The following is a 14,934-nucleotide window of genomic DNA, read 5'->3' on the forward strand; positions in this document are numbered from 1 at the left end:
GCGGCAGCGAGCGGGTCCGCGCAGCGCGCCCGCCATCCTCGGCTGGTCGCACACAGACGCGACCTGCCCTACCCCCCACTTTTCTCCCGCCGCACACGCCGCCAATGATCCACCGACAGCACCACGAGGACCAGAACGCACAACCCCTTCCAGACCAGCAGCCACCAGGGTTTCCACCACGCACCCGTGTGAGCCTCGACGAGGTCGCTGACGCCGAACGCGCACAGCGTCACCGCGGCCTGCACGCAGCGCACCCGCAGCAGGCCAGCCTGCCGAATCGCCGTCACCGCAAAACCCAGGCCCATGACAATCCACACCCCAGCTTCAATGCGGTTGGCCAGTACAAACTCGTCCATGGCCGCCGCTCTCCTTCCATTCTCTTGCCCCGCGCCCCAGCCTGTCCCGCTTTATCACCTTCTCACGTGATCACTTCATCACCCCGCCGGAAGGCTGACGGCTATTCAGCTCGTCAATTCCGCCTCAACCCGCTCACACACGTAGTGATACGCCAGCGCGTGTACTTCCTGGATCCGGTCACTCGACTTGTGCGGCGCCCGGAACACATGCTGACACAGCCCCGCGAGCTTCCCGCCGGTCTGACCCGTGAAGCCAATCACAGTCGCCCCCCGTTTCGCCGCCAGCTCCACCGCCCTCAGCACGTTCGGCGAATCGCCGCTCGTGCTCAGCGCCCATACCACGTCGCCGGCCTGCACCAGCCCTTCGACCTGCCGCGCGAACACGCGTTCGAACCCGAGATCGTTGCCGACCGCCGTCAGCGTCGATGTGTCCGTGCTCAGCGCTATCACCGGCAGCGCCTGTCGCTCGCGCTTGAAGCGCCCGAGCAGTTCCCCCGCGATGTGCTGCGCATCCGCCGCACTGCCGCCGTTGCCTAGCGTGTACACCCGCCGTCCGCCGCGCAGGCACGCCACGATCGCCGCCGCGATACCGTCTAGCACGGCCCCCTGCTCCGCCAGCGCGGCCACGACTTGCTGGTGTTCGCGCAATATGGTCGGCCAATCGCGGCTCATCGCGTCTCCTGCGTCTTGCCATTCAAGCAGCCCGCGATCCGCTGCATCTCGCGCGTCGTGTTGTACCCCTCGACGAGCTGCACGAGCACCACGCGTCCGCCGCGCGACTCGACGAATTCCTGCCCGACGACGTTGCCGGTCCAGTCCGCGCCTTTCACGAGCACGTCGGGGCACACGTCCGCGACGATGCGCGCCGGGTCGGGCTCCCCGAAGATGACGACATAATCAACCGATTCCAGACCGGCGAGCATGCGCGCCCGGTCGGCCTGCGTGCGAAACGGTCGGCCGTCACCCTTGCCCTGCGCGCGGACGGAGGCGTCGCTGTTGAGCCCGACGACCAGCACGCTGCCGAGCGCCTTCGCCTTCTCCAACAGCTCGACGTGCCCGGGATGCAGGATGTCGAAGCAGCCGTTCGTGAACACAATCGTCTCGCCGCGTTGCCGCCGGGCGTCCAGTTCCCCCTTCAATTCCACCACGCTCCGCAGCTTGCCGCGCCCGCGTCCGGCCCCGTGCGTCAGCTCGTCGCGCACTTCCGCCTGCGTGATCGGCACGCACCCGAACTTGCTGACCTCCAGCCCGCCGGCCACGTTCGCCAGCATCGTCGCCTGCTCGAACGTCGCCCCCGCCGCGACCGCCACCGCGAACATCGCGAGCACCGCATCACCAGCGCCCGTATTGTCGTAAACCGCGCGCGGCGTCGTGGGGAAGCGCTGCGCCGGATGGTCTTGCCGCAGCAGTAGCGCCCCATCGCGCCCCAGCGTGACCAGCAGCCCGTCGAGTCTGTACCGCCGCATGAGTTCCAGCCCGGCGGTTTCCAGCTCCGCGTCTGTCACACGCCCGCCCCACGCGATCTCCAGCTCCGCCCGGTTCGGCGTCAGCAGCGTCGCGCCGGCGTAACGCTCCCACACGGGCGCGCGGGCCGGATCGACGCACACCGGCTTGCGTTGCTGCCGCGCTGCGGTGATGATCGCCTGGCACGTCCCCGGCGAAAGCACGCCCTTGCTGTAATCCTCGAGGCAGACGACATCAACGGCCGCCAGATGCCGCCGGACGTGCTCCAGCAGTCGCTGCTCATCCTCCGCCGCCGGCGGCCGCACGACTTCGTCGTCCACCCGCAGGATCTGCTGGCGGTGGCGGTGTTCCGCGAGGCCGATCATGCGTGTCTTCGTGATGGTCGGCCGGTCGTTCACCCGCAGCAGTCCCGACGTATCGCAGCCGGCGTCACCGAGCGCCTTATCGACGCGGTCACCGAACGTGTCTTTGCCGAGCAATCCGCAGCAGACTACGTGCGCGCCGAGCGCAACCACGTTCAGCGCGACCGAGCCGGCCCCGCCGACACGATCCTGCCGCTCGATGACCCGCAGCACGGGCACCGGCGCCTCGGGGCTGACCCGCTCGGCGTCGCCGAAGACGTAGCGATCGAGCATGAAATCGCCGACCAGCAGAATCCGCCGTCCGGCGAAGCGTTCGACAACGGCAAGCAACTCAGTCTGCATGCGTGTTCCTGGTTCCGCGCCGCCAGTATACCCGGCGCGTCATATCTGCGGGATCGTCCGGCGAATCTCGTCCAGCAGCGCCCGCGTCCCGTGCGCATCGCACCAGCGGTGAATGTAGTCCCAGTCAAGCCGGTCCTGTTGCACGGCAATCACGTTTCGGGCGTCGTCGTAGTCCTTGCCGCGTCGCGCTAACTGCGCCCAGTAGAGCTTTGTGACGATCACGTCCTCCGCTGTCGGCAGATACACTTCGCGTCCCAGAAACGGCTCGCGGCGACGGCGTGCAAAACGCGCCTGATCGTGCGGATCCTCACCCAGCAGAAACAACTCGATCTTGAAGCGCGAGCCACGCACCTTCACGATGTAGCGTGACGTCGCGGTGACCGTCTCGAATGACATCTGCGGATCGAGCTGGAAATCCGTGCCCAGCTCGCCGCGCAACTTAGCGATGCCGCCCGGCGGCAGTTGCACCACGATATCCGCGTCGTGCGTCGACCGCGCCACTCCGTATGCGTTGGACGAAAACGACCCAACCAACATGTACGGGATGCGGGCCCGCTCTAGTGTCTCGATCATCTGCACGACCGCAGCGTTGCTCGTCATCAGGCCGCCCCCAGACGCCGGGCAAGCCGCAACCGTTCTTCGAGCAGTTCCTCGACGCGCGCCTCGTCCGCATCCGGGTGTTGAAAGCGGATTCCGTCGCGCATGCGCTCGCAGACGTCGTCGAATAGCTCGCCGCCGAGGCGCATCTTCTCTTCCGGCGACATCTCGCGCGCCCGCGAGACCTCGCCACGGAACAGGTCGTCCGTGAGTGCCCGCATCGGTTCCATGGCTCAGCTCCGCCTCGATTCTACCCGGTTCGGGCGGGTTACGCAGCGCAAGCGCGGGTGCGCAAGCCGTCTCAACCGACAAGTTCCTCCGGGTCCAAAGGCGGCGTGGGTGCGGTCGAGAGCAGCGCCTGCCAGAGCCGCGTCAGGTCCGCCTGGCTGACCCCGCTCAAGAGCAAGTCATCCGTAGCGCGCGCGTTCGACAGGATTATTCTCACACTGCGCCAGCCGTGCACAACCACGCATAGCAGTCCGGGAGCGATCGGGTAGTCGTGAATCAGTGGTGTGCGCCGCAGGAACCCGTATCTGAGCAGTTGTAGCCGCCCGGGGGCCGCCCGGAGATAGCGTGGGCGAATGGCGAAACCCCAAAACAAGACCGCCAGCACAACGAGCACAGCGACCAGTTCTGCCCAATACCGTCCGATGACAGGTGGTATGCCACTCCGGGCAGATGCCGTCAGGCCCACCGCCAGGAGGAGGAGAAACAAGAGTGCGCCCATATTGATCTGCGTGAGCGTGCTGATTCGTGACTGACCCACGACCAGGGGTTCGAACCGAAGGTCACTCCGAGCAGGTAGATCAAACGCTCCCATGCATACGAGCGTCGCCGGGTCCGTCACGGAACTCCGCAGTGTCTTGCGAATCTCGTCGAGGCTGGGCGGCAGGTCCACGAACCACCACCGGCTGGCAATCCAGCCGCCCGCGTGATCTCTGTCACTCTCCTCGTACTCCTCCAGCCAGCGTCGCCGACGCATGTTGAATTTGCGCCGCGCTACCGTCTCAGCGATTGCAGCAACCACGAATAAGCTCGGGAAGCCGATCTGATAGAGCGTGTTCGCCCATGCAAACCGAAATGGCGCCGGCGCGATGAGGAGCCAGACAAACACCCAGACCGTGCACAACATGCGCACCGGCAATGGCGACACCTTCGGCGGCGGCACTCTCACGACGCGCGGCGGTGACCGCGCGCTCGTGTCCGTGCCCGCCGAAACTTCAACCCCGCTCATGCAGCGTGTCCTACACGGCCGCGCATACCTGCTTCGCCGCGCTCGTCAGGTCTGTCGCCGGCAGAAGCTGCGGCAGGTTCGCCTCTTTCAGCACCTTGCGGGCCTGCTCGACGTTCGTCCCTTCCAGCCGCACGACCACCGGCACGTTGAAGCCCACCTCGCGGCCGGCCTTCACCAGCGCCTGCGCGATCACGTCGCACTTCGCGATCCCGCCGAAGATGTTGACCAGCACCGCCTTCACCTTCGGGTCCGCGAGAATGATGCGAAACGCCTCCACCGCCGCGTCGCACGTCACGCTGCCGCCCACATCCAGAAAGTTCGCCGGCTCGCCGCCGTGCAGCTTGATGATGTCCATCGTCGACATCGCCAGCCCGGCCCCGTTCACCAGGCAGCCGATGTTTCCGTCGAGCGCGATGTAGCTCAGGTTGTGCTCCTTGGCCCGCAGCTCCGACGGGTTCTCCTCGCTCTCGTCCGCCAACTCGGCAATGTCCGGGTGCCGGAACAGCGCCGCGTCGTCAAAGTTGAACTTCGCGTCGATCGCCATGATCTCGCCCGTCGGCGTCTGCACCAGCGGGTTGATCTCGGCCAGCGTGCAATCCTTTTCCACGAACAGCCGCGACAACTTCAGCATGATGTCCACGGCGGTCTTCGCCTGCAGCCGCTGCAGCCCAATCGACTCCGCCAGCGCCCGCGCCTGGAACGTCTGCAGGCCCAGATGCGGGTGGAACCACGCCTTCTTGATCGCATCCGGGCTGCGGGCCGCAACCTCCTCGATCTCCACGCCTCCCTCCGCGCTCGCCATGATCACCGGGCACCGCCGCGCCCGGTCAACCACCACGCCGAGGTAGTACTCCTTGGCGATATCGACCGCCGCCGCCATCAGGATCTTGCGGACCCTCACGCCCGTCGGCCCAGTCTGCACCGAGACCATCGGATTGGCGAACATCCGCGTCGCGTGCTCGGTTGCCTCGCGCGCCGAGCCGACCAGCTTCACATAGCCCGCCTTGCCACGTCCGCCCGCGTAAACCTGGGCCTTGACGACCACCGTCTCGGCCGCCAAGAGCCGGAACGCCTTCGCGGCCTGCTCGGGGGCGTCGATGACCTGACTCGCCGGCACCGGAATCCCCGCCGCCTGCAGCAGGGCCCGCGCCTGGTACTCGTGAATCTTCATAACTCAGGGGCTCCGTGAAACCCGGCAGCCGTCCCAGCGGGCCGCCGGCGAGCAGTGTATCCGGCCCGACCGGGCAGCGCCAAACGACGGACAGCCGCCACCTTACTCGGACGTAGCCGAATTGCGGAGATTTCGGTGTCAGAGTCGCCGGGCATTCGTGATAGGATGCACGGAATTACTGCGCGTTCGGGAAGTTCTAGTACCTACGCTCGACACCTCCCTGGTGGGATGGGACCGCCAGGCCGGGCGTAGGCGCAGTGACGCACAGTGCTTCCCAGTCTGGAGGACTCACGTGTCGAACAAGCATTTCGGGTGCGCGGGCATACTACTCGGTGTAGCGCTGATGATTTCGACCGGCGCGACCGCCGACGTGCTGGACGTGCCAGCCGACCAGACGGTCAGGTTAACCGGCGGCAGCTACGAGTACGAGACGGTGAATATCCTCGGCACGTTGCTCTTGCAGGGCGACGTGACGATGACCGTCACCGGACCAGCACTCCCGTCCGGTAGCGTGTTCTACAACTTCGGCGAGATCCGCTGCGACCTCGTGGACGGCGCCGACGGCGTGAACGGCGTGAAGGGTGACGATGGCGCCGACGGAGCCGATGGCCAGTACCACGTAGGCGGCAGCGGCAGCCCCGGCGAAAATGGTGGGGATGGCGCGGTCAGCACCGCCGGACAAAGCGGCCAGCGCGGGCAGGATGGCTACAACCTGACGATCATCGTGCACGGCAAGGCCACGATCGACTTTGGGGCGATCAACCTCAACGGCACCGATGGCGGCAGCGGCGGCTGGGGTCCGCCGGGCGCCAACGGCGGCCGCGGCGGCGACGGCGCGACGGGCGCCGACGAAGACGCCCAGGGGAATTACGTTTCCGGTAACGGCGGCAACGGCGGCGACGGCGGCAAAGGCGCCAACGGCGCGGACGCAGGGAGCGGCGGCCACGGCGGCAACGGCGGGAACCTCATCCTCACGGTCTACGGCGACCTCGAGCTGTACCAGGGTGACAATGCCGGCATCTGGGTCAACGGCGGCATGGGCGGGAGCGCCGGCAGCCTCGGTGACGGCGGCGACGGCGGCTCGGCTGGCAAGGGCGGAAACGCCTGTCTTGGCCAGACCGGCGACGGTGGCAACGGCAACGCCGCCGGTATCCCGGGTCGCCCGGGAGACGGCGGCGACGGCGGTCAGGCCGGCACGGTTGAGATTCGCGTTACTGGCGATCTCGTCTCCGGGGCCAGCAACGGCGGCAGTATCAGTGCCCTCGGCGGCTCACCCGGCAGCGGCTCGTGGGCTGGCGGCGGCGGCGACGGCGGACACGGCAATTGCGCCGGCGATCGCACCGACCTCTTCATCACCTGCACCGGCACTTGGGGTACGCTGGGGTCACCGAGCACCTGCACCGATGCGAGCGCAGCCGGTGCCGCCGGGGCCCCCGGCGACGGCGGCAGTATCCTGATCCACGTCGGCGGCGAAATTCGTGCGTCCAACCCCGGCTACGACGCCCTGCGCCTTTCCGTGGAGGGTGCGGACGCCATCGAATCGCCAGCGGCCGGCTGGCCCGGCATGCCGGGCGGTTGCAGCGGGTGCGACTATGAGCACTGCCAGCAACAGGAACCTTTCGACGGCCATGCCGGCCCTGGTGGTCTCCCCGGCGGTGACGCCGGCACGGTGACGGTACGCGCTGTCGTTGCCATCCAAGATCCCGTCGTAGTGGATGCGCAGGGCGGCAATGGCGGCAAGGGCGGCCACGGCGGCGGCTACGCCTTCCGAAATGTCGGCGCGTACAACGTCACGGACTACAGCCGACCCGGCCCGGGCGGCGCCGGTGGCCGCGGCGGCAAGGGCGGCACCGTCACCCTCGAAGCCCCGACGATCAACGTCGTTGATGAGGACATCGTCGTCACCGGCGGCCTGCCAGGTGAAGGCGGCGACGTTTACGTGGCCTCCTACGTCGAGCCCGCGACTCCCGGCAGCGACGGTGCGGCCGGTGATGTCGGGTCGATCACGCGCAACCTGACCACGCCGCCACCGCCGGATCCCACCGATCCCAACGAACCCACGGATCCCAACCACTCCATAGACCCGAACGACGGCAGTCCCACGAACCCGGCGGCGCCCTCACCCCTGTGCGCTACCACTGCCGTGGCACTCCCGGCGCTGCTTGGACTCGCGGTGGCGGCACTCCGTCGACGCCGGCCGTAGCTGGGTTACGCAACGACTTGACACTCGGATGGCCTGCTCTGCTGGCGGAACCGACCCTGCCGGCGATAATGCGTGTGTCGACGCCTGGCTCATCTGCCGAGCAGGGCGCTGGCAGCATGCGTTACACCGGCAACCAGGATGCTGCGCGAAGTCATCGACACCGCCTCGCTGGAGGATTTCGTCTACGGGCTGGCCCGCGCCGCCCGGCTGCGCGTGTGCGTCTATGACCGGCACGGCGAATTGGTTGTCGCGTCACCCGCCGACAACGACTTCGCGCTGCTCACGCGGCATGTTCTGCAGCGCCTGCCCGCGAATATGCCGCTGACGCCCGTGCCGGCCCACGACCCACCGGGGGCCGTCGCATTCGTCGAAAGCCAGGCCATCTGGTACGTCGTCGCCCCCGTCTATGCCGACGACCGCCAGGCCGGCTTCGTAGCCATCGGCGAATTCCGCGCGCAGCCCCCGTCACCGGAGCACTGGCCGCTGCCGCCGGGCACCCACGGGCTCGACCGCACCATACTCCAGCGCGCCTGGGAGAAGCTGCCCGAGCTGGATCGCCGCGGGCATGCCCTGGCGGTCGTGACCGCCCGCTGGGGCGCGCGGCAGCTCGCGCAGTGGGGTCGCCGCGAGGCGCGTCTGATGACTGCCACCGAGCAGGTCGCCCTCGTCGGCGACATCGCCGACCTGCTCACCGGCGAGCAGGACCTGCAGAAGGTCCTCAATCGAATCGTCGCGGACACCGCCCGCGTCATGCAGTGCCCCGCCAGCAGCATGCGCCTGTACGACCCGCAGACCAACGAGCTGCGCATCACGGCGGTCTACAACCTGCCGGCCGATTACGTCGGCAAGGGGGCCGTCCGGCGCACATCCAGCGCCGTGGATGACGAGGCCCTGCGCGGCGGCTGCGTCTACATCGAGGACGCCCGCGAAGACCCGCGCGTCCAGTATCCCGACGACTTTCGCCGCCAGGGCATCGTCAGCATGCTCACCGCGGGCATGATCTATCGCGGCCAGCCCGTGGGCGTCATTCGCGTGTACACGCGCCAGCGCCGCCGCTTCCGCAAGGCGCAGCGTGACCTGCTGCGCGCCGTGGCCTACCAGGCCGCCACCGCCATCGTTCACGCCCAACTGGTCACTGAACGGCTGCGCAACGCCGAGACGCAACGCCAGCTCGCCTTGGCCGGCGCCCTGCAGGAGCGCATGATCCGCATCCCGCCGCCGCGCCACCCGCGCGTCGAGACCGCGCTGGCCTTTCACTCCACCTTCGCGCTGGCCGGCGACTTCTGCGACTTCTTCACGCTGTGCGATGACCGCCTGGTCGCGGTCGTCGGCGACGTGGCGGGCAAAGGCATCCCCGCATCACTGCTGATGTCTTACGTGCGGGGCGCCCTGCGGGCGGCGGCCGACGGTTGCCTGAGCCCCGGGCAGTTGCTCACGCAGCTCAACCGTCACTTGTATCGCGAAACGCTGGCGCGCGAATTCGTCACGTTGCTGATGGTCGCCATTGATGCCCCGGCCCGGACGCTGACCTACGCGAACGCCGGTCACGAGCCGCTGCTGCTGCTGCGCGACGGCGAGGTCACGGCCAGCGAGGAAGCCGACCTCGTCCTGGGCATCGCGCCCGACGAGGTCTACCACGAGCACACGCTGGCCCTCCGACCGAATGACCTGCTCCTGCTCTATACCGACGGCGCGAACGAAGCCCGCAACTTCGCGGACGAGGAGTTCAGCCGCGCCCGCCTGTGGGAATCGCTGCGCACCTACGGCGGTCTCGCCCCACAGCAAGTGCTGAACAACATCGTCTGGGATATCCGCAGATTCGTCGGCCTGGCGGAGCAATCCGACGACCTCACGCTGGTCGCGCTGCGCATCCGCCAGTGACGTCGGCCCCCCTGCTCCTCCCCCTCTCTCGAGGAGAGCAGGGCGAGGATACCATCGCTGTGCCTTAGCGCGCGTCCACCGTCACCGACCCGTTCGACGTCTCTGCCACCAGCTTCCCGCCACCCCCGTTCACCACGCCGCTGAACCGCGTCCGAGTGGCTTGAATCGACTGCATCACGGCCTTGGGCAGATCCACCGACACGCGCCCGTTGCTGGTCTCGCACCGCATGTCTGCCGCGAGTGTCTGCGGCACGGAGGCGTGAATATTGCCGTTGCTCGTGATTAGCTCGATCTGGGCCGCCTCGGCGGTGGCCGCGACCAGCCGAATGCCGCCATTCGACGTGCGCGCCACACACCGGCCGCTGACGTCCAGTGCTTCAATGCCCCCGTTGGAGGAACGCGCCTGCACGGCACCGGCGACACGCCGCGCCACGATGCCGCCGTTGGACGTGCGGGCATCCAGCGTGCCCTGCACGTCGTCGGCCTGCACGCCGCCGTTCGACGTCTCCAGCGACACATCACCCGTCAACCCCGCCACGCGGATCGCGCCGTTGCTCGTCCTGATACGCGCGGCGCACGCCTGCGGCACCTCGATGGTCACGCACGCGCCGACGTTGCGGCCGGCCAGTTCCTCCGGGTAGCGCAACTCGACCAGGAACGTATCCGCGTTCTGTGGATCGCGCCCCGTGAAGACCTCCATCTGGCCCAGGTGCTCCTCCGCCTGGGCGAAGGTGTCGCCGCATACCTGCTTGCGGATCTTCAACTGGATCTGGTCCACCGGCGCCGAACGCAGCTCGACCGCCCCGTTGCGCACCTGCACCGCCACCTGCCGGTACTCCTCCCACGGTAGTGTGAGCGTGAGATCACGCGTCGCCCGCACCGCGTTCGTGCAGCCCGCCGCCCAAGCCGCCACCACCAGCAACACGACCGCCGCAGCCCGTTTCATGTTTCACTCCTGCAACACACCCGAACAGTACCCTGTGGACGTGGCGCACCGCGACGCCGCGACCCCCATCAACGTATTCGACCGTCGGAGAACGCCCTTCGTTAGCCAACGAAAAAAACGAGCCCGGCCCCAGGCCGGGCTCGCCCACGGATATGGTCTCAGGCTGGAAAGGCCGGGCGCGGTTACTGAATCTCGACCGTCGCGCCGGCGTCCTCCAGCTCCTTCTTCCACTTCGCTGCGTCGTCCTTGCTGACACCCTCGAGCAGGGTCTTCGGCGCCTCATCGACCAGCGCCTTCGCTTCCTTCAGACCCAGATCGCTGCGCGCCGCCCGCACCACCTTGATCACGGCGAGCTTCTTGTCGCCCGAGCTCTTGATCACGACGTTGAACTCGGTCTTCTCTTCGGCCGCCGGCGCGCCACCCGCCGCGCCACCGGCACCCGGCATGGCCGCCATCATGACCGCGCCGCCCGCCGCCGGCTCGATCCCGTAGGCCGACTTTAGATAGTCCGCCAGTTCCTTCGCCTGCATCAGCGTCAGGGCGGCGATCTTGTCGCCCAGGTCTTTCGTCGCTGCGCTGAATTCCTTGGCCGGTGCTTCCGCCATGGTATCACACTCCGTCAGAAACGTCCTGGATCGCCCCGATAGCTGAGACCCCGCCGGCCTCATTTAATCCGCGTCGCGGAGCAGTCGGGTCGCATCCGTGATTCGCTATTGCGCCCCACGCGGGCCGCCCAAGGGCGTGCCCAGGCTGGCGCTGTCAGTTGGCTTCGGCCGCCGCCACGGCGGCGCCGGTATCGTTCTTCTCCAATTTCTCGATCAGCGCCTTCAGGCAGCCGGCCAGGTTGCGGCCCGGCGCCAGCGCCGCGCCGATCAGGTTGCCGGCCGGCGACAGCATGATGCTGACGATCCGACCCTGCAGGTCGCGCTTGCTGGGCATCTTGGACAGGTCTTTGACGGCGACCTCATCCAGGTACTCACCTTCCAGCACCGCCCCGCGCAGGCGCAGGTTCTTCGCCAGCTTCGGCAGCCACTCGTCGAGCCGCTTCGCCACGTCGATCGCCGATTCTCCACCGGTCACCAGTGCCACCGGCCCGGTCGCCGCCGCCGCGAGGCTCGCCAGCGGGCCCTGCGCACACGCGCGTTTGAAGAGCGCCGTCTTTACGACCTCCAGGCGCATCTGGTGGGCATGCAGGTCGCGGCGGAAATCATTGGTCGTAATGCCGTCGGCGCCGAGCAGCTCAACCCACACGGCGTTGCTTTGCTCCGCGTAGCGTGACGACAACTCGCGGGTGATCATTTCCTTGACTGGCTTGCTCATGCCCTGTTACTCCGTCGCACCCGTCGCGATGTCCAGATGCACCGCCGGCGTCATGGTCCCGCTGATGCAGACCTTCTTCATGTACTGTCCCTTGGCCGTCGCCGGCTTCAGCCGCCGGATGTGGTCAAGGAACGCCGCGATATTGGCCTTCAGGTCTTCCTCGGAGAAACTCAGTTTGCCGACGACGGCATGGATGTTGCCGCCGGCGTCGTTGCGGAACTCGACCTTGCCGGCCGAATATTCCTTGACGGCGGTGACGATGTCCTGGGCCACGGTGCCGCTCTTGGGCGACGGCATCTTGCCCTGCGGGCCGAGCACGCGGCCCAGCTTGCCGACTTTGCCCATCAACGATGGATGCGCGACGGCGACGTCGAAGTCGGTCCAGCCCTTCGCCACCTTGTCCACCAGCTCGTCGGCCCCGGCCTCGATCGCGCCCGCCGCCTTGGCCGCCTCGACATCCGCCTCGCCGCAGAAGGCGATCACCTTCTTGCTGGCGCCGATGCCCTTCGGCAGGCTGATCGAACCGCGCAGCATCTGGTCGGCCTGCCGGGCATCGATGCCCAGGTGGCAAACCAGGTCCACGGTCTGATCGAACTTGGCCTTCGAGAAGCTCTTGAGTCGCTTGACGCCTTCGTCGAGCGACACGAGCTGCGAGGTGGTCTTTTCGGCGTCTTTCTTGTAACGCTTGCTGCGAAATCGCATCGCAAAGCTCCCACTAAACAACCCGGCCCGTGGTGCGGCCATTCAATTGTCAAATGCTCAGTCGACGATCTCGATCCCCATCGACCGCGCCGTACCCGCCACGATCTTCGCCGCGGCGTCCGCGTCGAACGCATTGAGGTCCTTGGCCTTCGTCGTCGCGATCTTGCGCACGTCCTCGCTCGTCACCCGACCCACCTTCGTGCGGTTCGGCTCGCCCGAGCCCTTCTCCACGATCGCCTGCGTGGCGTCCAGCGGCTTCGCCGCTTTCAGCAACAGCACCGCAGCCGGCGGGCTCTTCACGATGAAGTCGAAGCTCTTGTCCTTGTAAACGGTGATCTCGACCGGGCAGGTCATCCCGTCCATCTGCCGCGTGCGCTCGTTGAACTGCTGCACGAACTGCCCGATGTTCACGCCGTGCTGGCCGAGCGCCGGCCCCACCGGCGGTGCCGGCGTCGCCTTGCCGCCCGGGGCCTGCAACTTGATCTTCGCGATGACCGCCTTCGCCATGGTCCGTTCCTGCTCGCCGCTGCCGCGCGTCGCAACCCGGTCGTGGGCCGCCGCGCGGCAAGATCAGTAAGTATAACGCGCCGTCGGCCCCGATTCCAGCCGCCAACGCCCCTTTTTGCGCGCCCGGTACCCCCGCCGTGCGCTCACAACTGCTCTACCTGCCAATACTCGATCTCGATCGGCGTCGGCCGGCCGAAGATCGCCACGATCACACGCACCGTCCCCTTCTGCGTGTTGATCTCGTCCACCGAGCCCTCGAAGTTCTCGAACGGGCCCTCGGTGACCTTGACCTTGTCGCCTTTCTTGAACGCCAGGTTCGCCAGCGCCGGCGACTCCTCCGGTCGCACGGTCGCCGCCAGCATCTTCTCCACGTCCGGCAGCGGCATGGGCGAGGGCTTGCCGCCCGACCCGATGAAATCGCCGACGCCGGTGGTTTCCTTGATGACGAACCAGACATTTTCGGGGATGCGTCCGTCGCTGTCGGTCGCCATCTCGACGAAGACGTAGCCCGGGTACAGCTTGCGGTGGTAGACCCGCGACGTGCCGCCGCGGACGCGCTTCTCGCGCTGCGTTGGCACCAGCACCCGGCCGACGCGCCCCTCGAGCTGCTCGATCTTCACCTTGCGTTCGAGCGCCTCGCGGACCTGGTCTTCCTTGTTGGACGCGACGCGCAAAACGTACCAGCCCATGCCCGGGCGGACCAGCTCGGGCTTCTCCGCGGGCGCGGGCTTGCCGTGGTGCGCGGCGGCCTTTTCCTCGGCAACGGGCGCCGTCGGCTCGGTCACCACCGACTCGGTCCCCGCCCTGCTACCTTCTGTTTCCGCGGGGGCGGGCGACTCGCCGGCGTCGGCCGGGGCGTCCGGCGCAACCGGCGTCAGTCCTTCGTCGGTCCCGGCTATCATTGGTTTCCCGCCCCGAAGAGGTGGCGCATCAGGTCAAACTTCAACACGTGAATCGAGGAAAAGAACACGATGAAGACCACGTCCACGACTGCCAGGATGAACGCCAACGCGAGCACGGTCACGATCACGACCTTGGTCGCGCCCCACACCTCCTTGCGTGTGGACCAGTTCACCTTCTTCATCTCGCCCTCGGTCGCGATCAGGAAATCGACGACCTTCGGTTGGCGCCCCACCAGCCAGAAAATCAGGTATGCCGCCAAGACCAGCACGATTACCGGGATCGCCGTGCGCAGCGTGTAATTACGTTCGATGAAGTCAAACAGGGCGAGCCGGTTCCAGACGAAGTCGGCCAGCGCCACCGCGAGGACGCCCGCCCCGATCGCCGTCCCCCACCGCACGCGCAGGCCCTGCCCGGCTTTCAGAATCCTGAACGGACCCGCCCCGCCGCCTGTGTACTCATGGCCGGTCGTGGGCGGTGCCGGCGGTCGCGCCGGCGGCGCGCTGTCGCGTTCCACGCTGCTTTCGGGTTGGACCTGCTCTGCCATACTTCGTCACGCTCCGGGGGTGTCGACGCTGCGTCACCGACCCACATCAACCTGGGGACCGCCGACCCGGCCGCTGGCCGCCGACGGGTACAACTTCGCGGTCTGCGTCACCGCCACGGGCCGCCCAACGTACCAGGAGCGGAGGGACTCGAACCCCCAACCTGCTGATTTGGAATCAGCTGCTCTGCCAAATTGAGCTACGCTCCTAAGAACTACTTACGCTTGAGCTTGTGCACCGTGCGCTTGCGCAGGCGCGGGCAGTACTTCTTCAGTTGCAGCTTCGGGACACCGCCGAGCACGTTGACGGTCGTCCGATAGTTCAGATCGCCCGTTTCCGTGCACTGCAACCACACCGATTCTCGTTTCTGCGCCTTGGCCATGCCATCCTCTCACGCCAAACAC

At 67.3% G+C, this 14,934-nt stretch carries 17 protein-coding genes and 1 tRNA gene; 2 read left to right on the forward strand and 16 right to left on the reverse strand.

The features are described 5' to 3' along the window. Window positions 1-68 precede the first annotated feature (68 nt). The 7 genes from KA383_05000 to sucC all read right to left on the reverse strand — a co-directional run bounded on the left by KA383_05000 (window position 69) and on the right by sucC (window position 5,526). Window positions 69-356 carry a hypothetical protein gene (locus KA383_05000; GenBank protein ID MBP7745469.1) on the reverse strand — a complete coding sequence of 96 codons (288 nt, stop codon included), beginning with the start codon at window positions 354-356 and terminating at the stop codon, window positions 69-71. A gap of 105 nt (window positions 357-461) precedes the next feature. Further along, window positions 462-1,028 carry an SIS domain-containing protein gene (locus tag KA383_05005; protein ID MBP7745470.1) on the reverse strand — a complete coding sequence of 189 codons (567 nt, stop codon included), beginning with the start codon at window positions 1,026-1,028 and terminating at the stop codon, window positions 462-464. Further along, window positions 1,025-2,524, reverse strand: a complete 1,500-nt coding sequence (locus tag KA383_05010; protein MBP7745471.1) for a bifunctional heptose 7-phosphate kinase/heptose 1-phosphate adenyltransferase — start codon at window positions 2,522-2,524, stop codon at window positions 1,025-1,027. The genes KA383_05005 and KA383_05010 overlap by 4 nt, the downstream gene beginning before the upstream one ends. A 39-nt stretch (window positions 2,525-2,563) precedes the next feature. Further along, the gene (locus KA383_05015; protein ID MBP7745472.1) at window positions 2,564-3,124 is read right to left on the reverse strand and encodes a hypothetical protein; all 561 of its coding nucleotides are present in this window, start codon (window positions 3,122-3,124) and stop codon (window positions 2,564-2,566) included. Next, window positions 3,124-3,351: a hypothetical protein gene (locus KA383_05020; GenBank protein MBP7745473.1), complete on the reverse strand. Its 228-nt coding sequence runs from the start codon at window positions 3,349-3,351 to the stop codon at window positions 3,124-3,126. The genes KA383_05015 and KA383_05020 overlap by 1 nt, the downstream gene beginning before the upstream one ends. 71 nt (window positions 3,352-3,422) lie before the next feature. After that, entirely contained in the window at window positions 3,423-4,355 is a 933-nt protein-coding gene (locus tag KA383_05025) for a hypothetical protein (protein ID MBP7745474.1), read from the reverse strand. Between the two features lie 10 nt (window positions 4,356-4,365). Continuing rightward, the gene (gene sucC / locus KA383_05030; GenBank protein ID MBP7745475.1) at window positions 4,366-5,526 is read right to left on the reverse strand and encodes an ADP-forming succinate--CoA ligase subunit beta; all 1,161 of its coding nucleotides are present in this window, start codon (window positions 5,524-5,526) and stop codon (window positions 4,366-4,368) included. Window positions 5,527-5,818: 292 nt separating this feature from the next. On the opposite strand from sucC, the gene KA383_05035 reads away from it, so the two are divergent. Beyond that, entirely contained in the window at window positions 5,819-7,729 is a 1,911-nt protein-coding gene (locus tag KA383_05035; protein MBP7745476.1) for a hypothetical protein, read from the forward strand. A gap of 138 nt (window positions 7,730-7,867) precedes the next feature. Beyond that, window positions 7,868-9,610 (forward strand): SpoIIE family protein phosphatase, encoded by a 1,743-nt coding sequence (locus KA383_05040; protein ID MBP7745477.1) that lies wholly within the window; start codon window positions 7,868-7,870, stop codon window positions 9,608-9,610. Between the two features lie 64 nt (window positions 9,611-9,674). On the opposite strand, the gene KA383_05045 is transcribed toward KA383_05040, so the two are convergent. The 9 genes from KA383_05045 to rpmG form a co-directional block, all read right to left on the reverse strand. Then, window positions 9,675-10,556 carry a DUF4097 family beta strand repeat protein gene (locus tag KA383_05045; GenBank protein ID MBP7745478.1) on the reverse strand — a complete coding sequence of 294 codons (882 nt, stop codon included), beginning with the start codon at window positions 10,554-10,556 and terminating at the stop codon, window positions 9,675-9,677. Between the two features lie 182 nt (window positions 10,557-10,738). Beyond that, complete coding sequence (gene rplL / locus KA383_05050; protein ID MBP7745479.1) at window positions 10,739-11,161, reverse strand: 50S ribosomal protein L7/L12; 423 nt, start codon at window positions 11,159-11,161, stop codon at window positions 10,739-10,741. Window positions 11,162-11,315: 154 nt separating this feature from the next. Beyond that, complete coding sequence (locus tag KA383_05055; GenBank protein ID MBP7745480.1) at window positions 11,316-11,876, reverse strand: 50S ribosomal protein L10; 561 nt, start codon at window positions 11,874-11,876, stop codon at window positions 11,316-11,318. Between the two features lie 6 nt (window positions 11,877-11,882). After that, window positions 11,883-12,578 carry a 50S ribosomal protein L1 gene (locus KA383_05060; protein MBP7745481.1) on the reverse strand — a complete coding sequence of 232 codons (696 nt, stop codon included), beginning with the start codon at window positions 12,576-12,578 and terminating at the stop codon, window positions 11,883-11,885. A 57-nt stretch (window positions 12,579-12,635) separates the two neighbouring features. After that, window positions 12,636-13,085: a 50S ribosomal protein L11 gene (gene rplK, locus KA383_05065; GenBank protein ID MBP7745482.1), complete on the reverse strand. Its 450-nt coding sequence runs from the start codon at window positions 13,083-13,085 to the stop codon at window positions 12,636-12,638. 143 nt (window positions 13,086-13,228) lie between these two features. Beyond that, the gene (gene nusG, locus KA383_05070; protein MBP7745483.1) at window positions 13,229-13,987 is read right to left on the reverse strand and encodes a transcription termination/antitermination factor NusG; all 759 of its coding nucleotides are present in this window, start codon (window positions 13,985-13,987) and stop codon (window positions 13,229-13,231) included. Beyond that, window positions 13,984-14,532 (reverse strand): preprotein translocase subunit SecE, encoded by a 549-nt coding sequence (gene secE, locus KA383_05075; protein ID MBP7745484.1) that lies wholly within the window; start codon window positions 14,530-14,532, stop codon window positions 13,984-13,986. The genes nusG and secE overlap by 4 nt, the downstream gene beginning before the upstream one ends. Window positions 14,533-14,665: 133 nt before the next feature. Then, window positions 14,666-14,739, reverse strand: a tRNA-Trp gene (locus KA383_05080). Window positions 14,740-14,744: 5 nt separating this feature from the next. Continuing rightward, window positions 14,745-14,912, reverse strand: coding sequence for a 50S ribosomal protein L33 (gene rpmG, locus KA383_05085; protein MBP7745485.1), 168 nt, complete (start codon window positions 14,910-14,912; stop codon window positions 14,745-14,747). Window positions 14,913-14,934: the final 22 nt, after the last annotated feature.

The organism is Phycisphaerae bacterium (assembly GCA_017999985.1).
Classification (GTDB): domain Bacteria; phylum Planctomycetota; class Phycisphaerae; order UBA1845; family Fen-1342; genus JAGNKU01.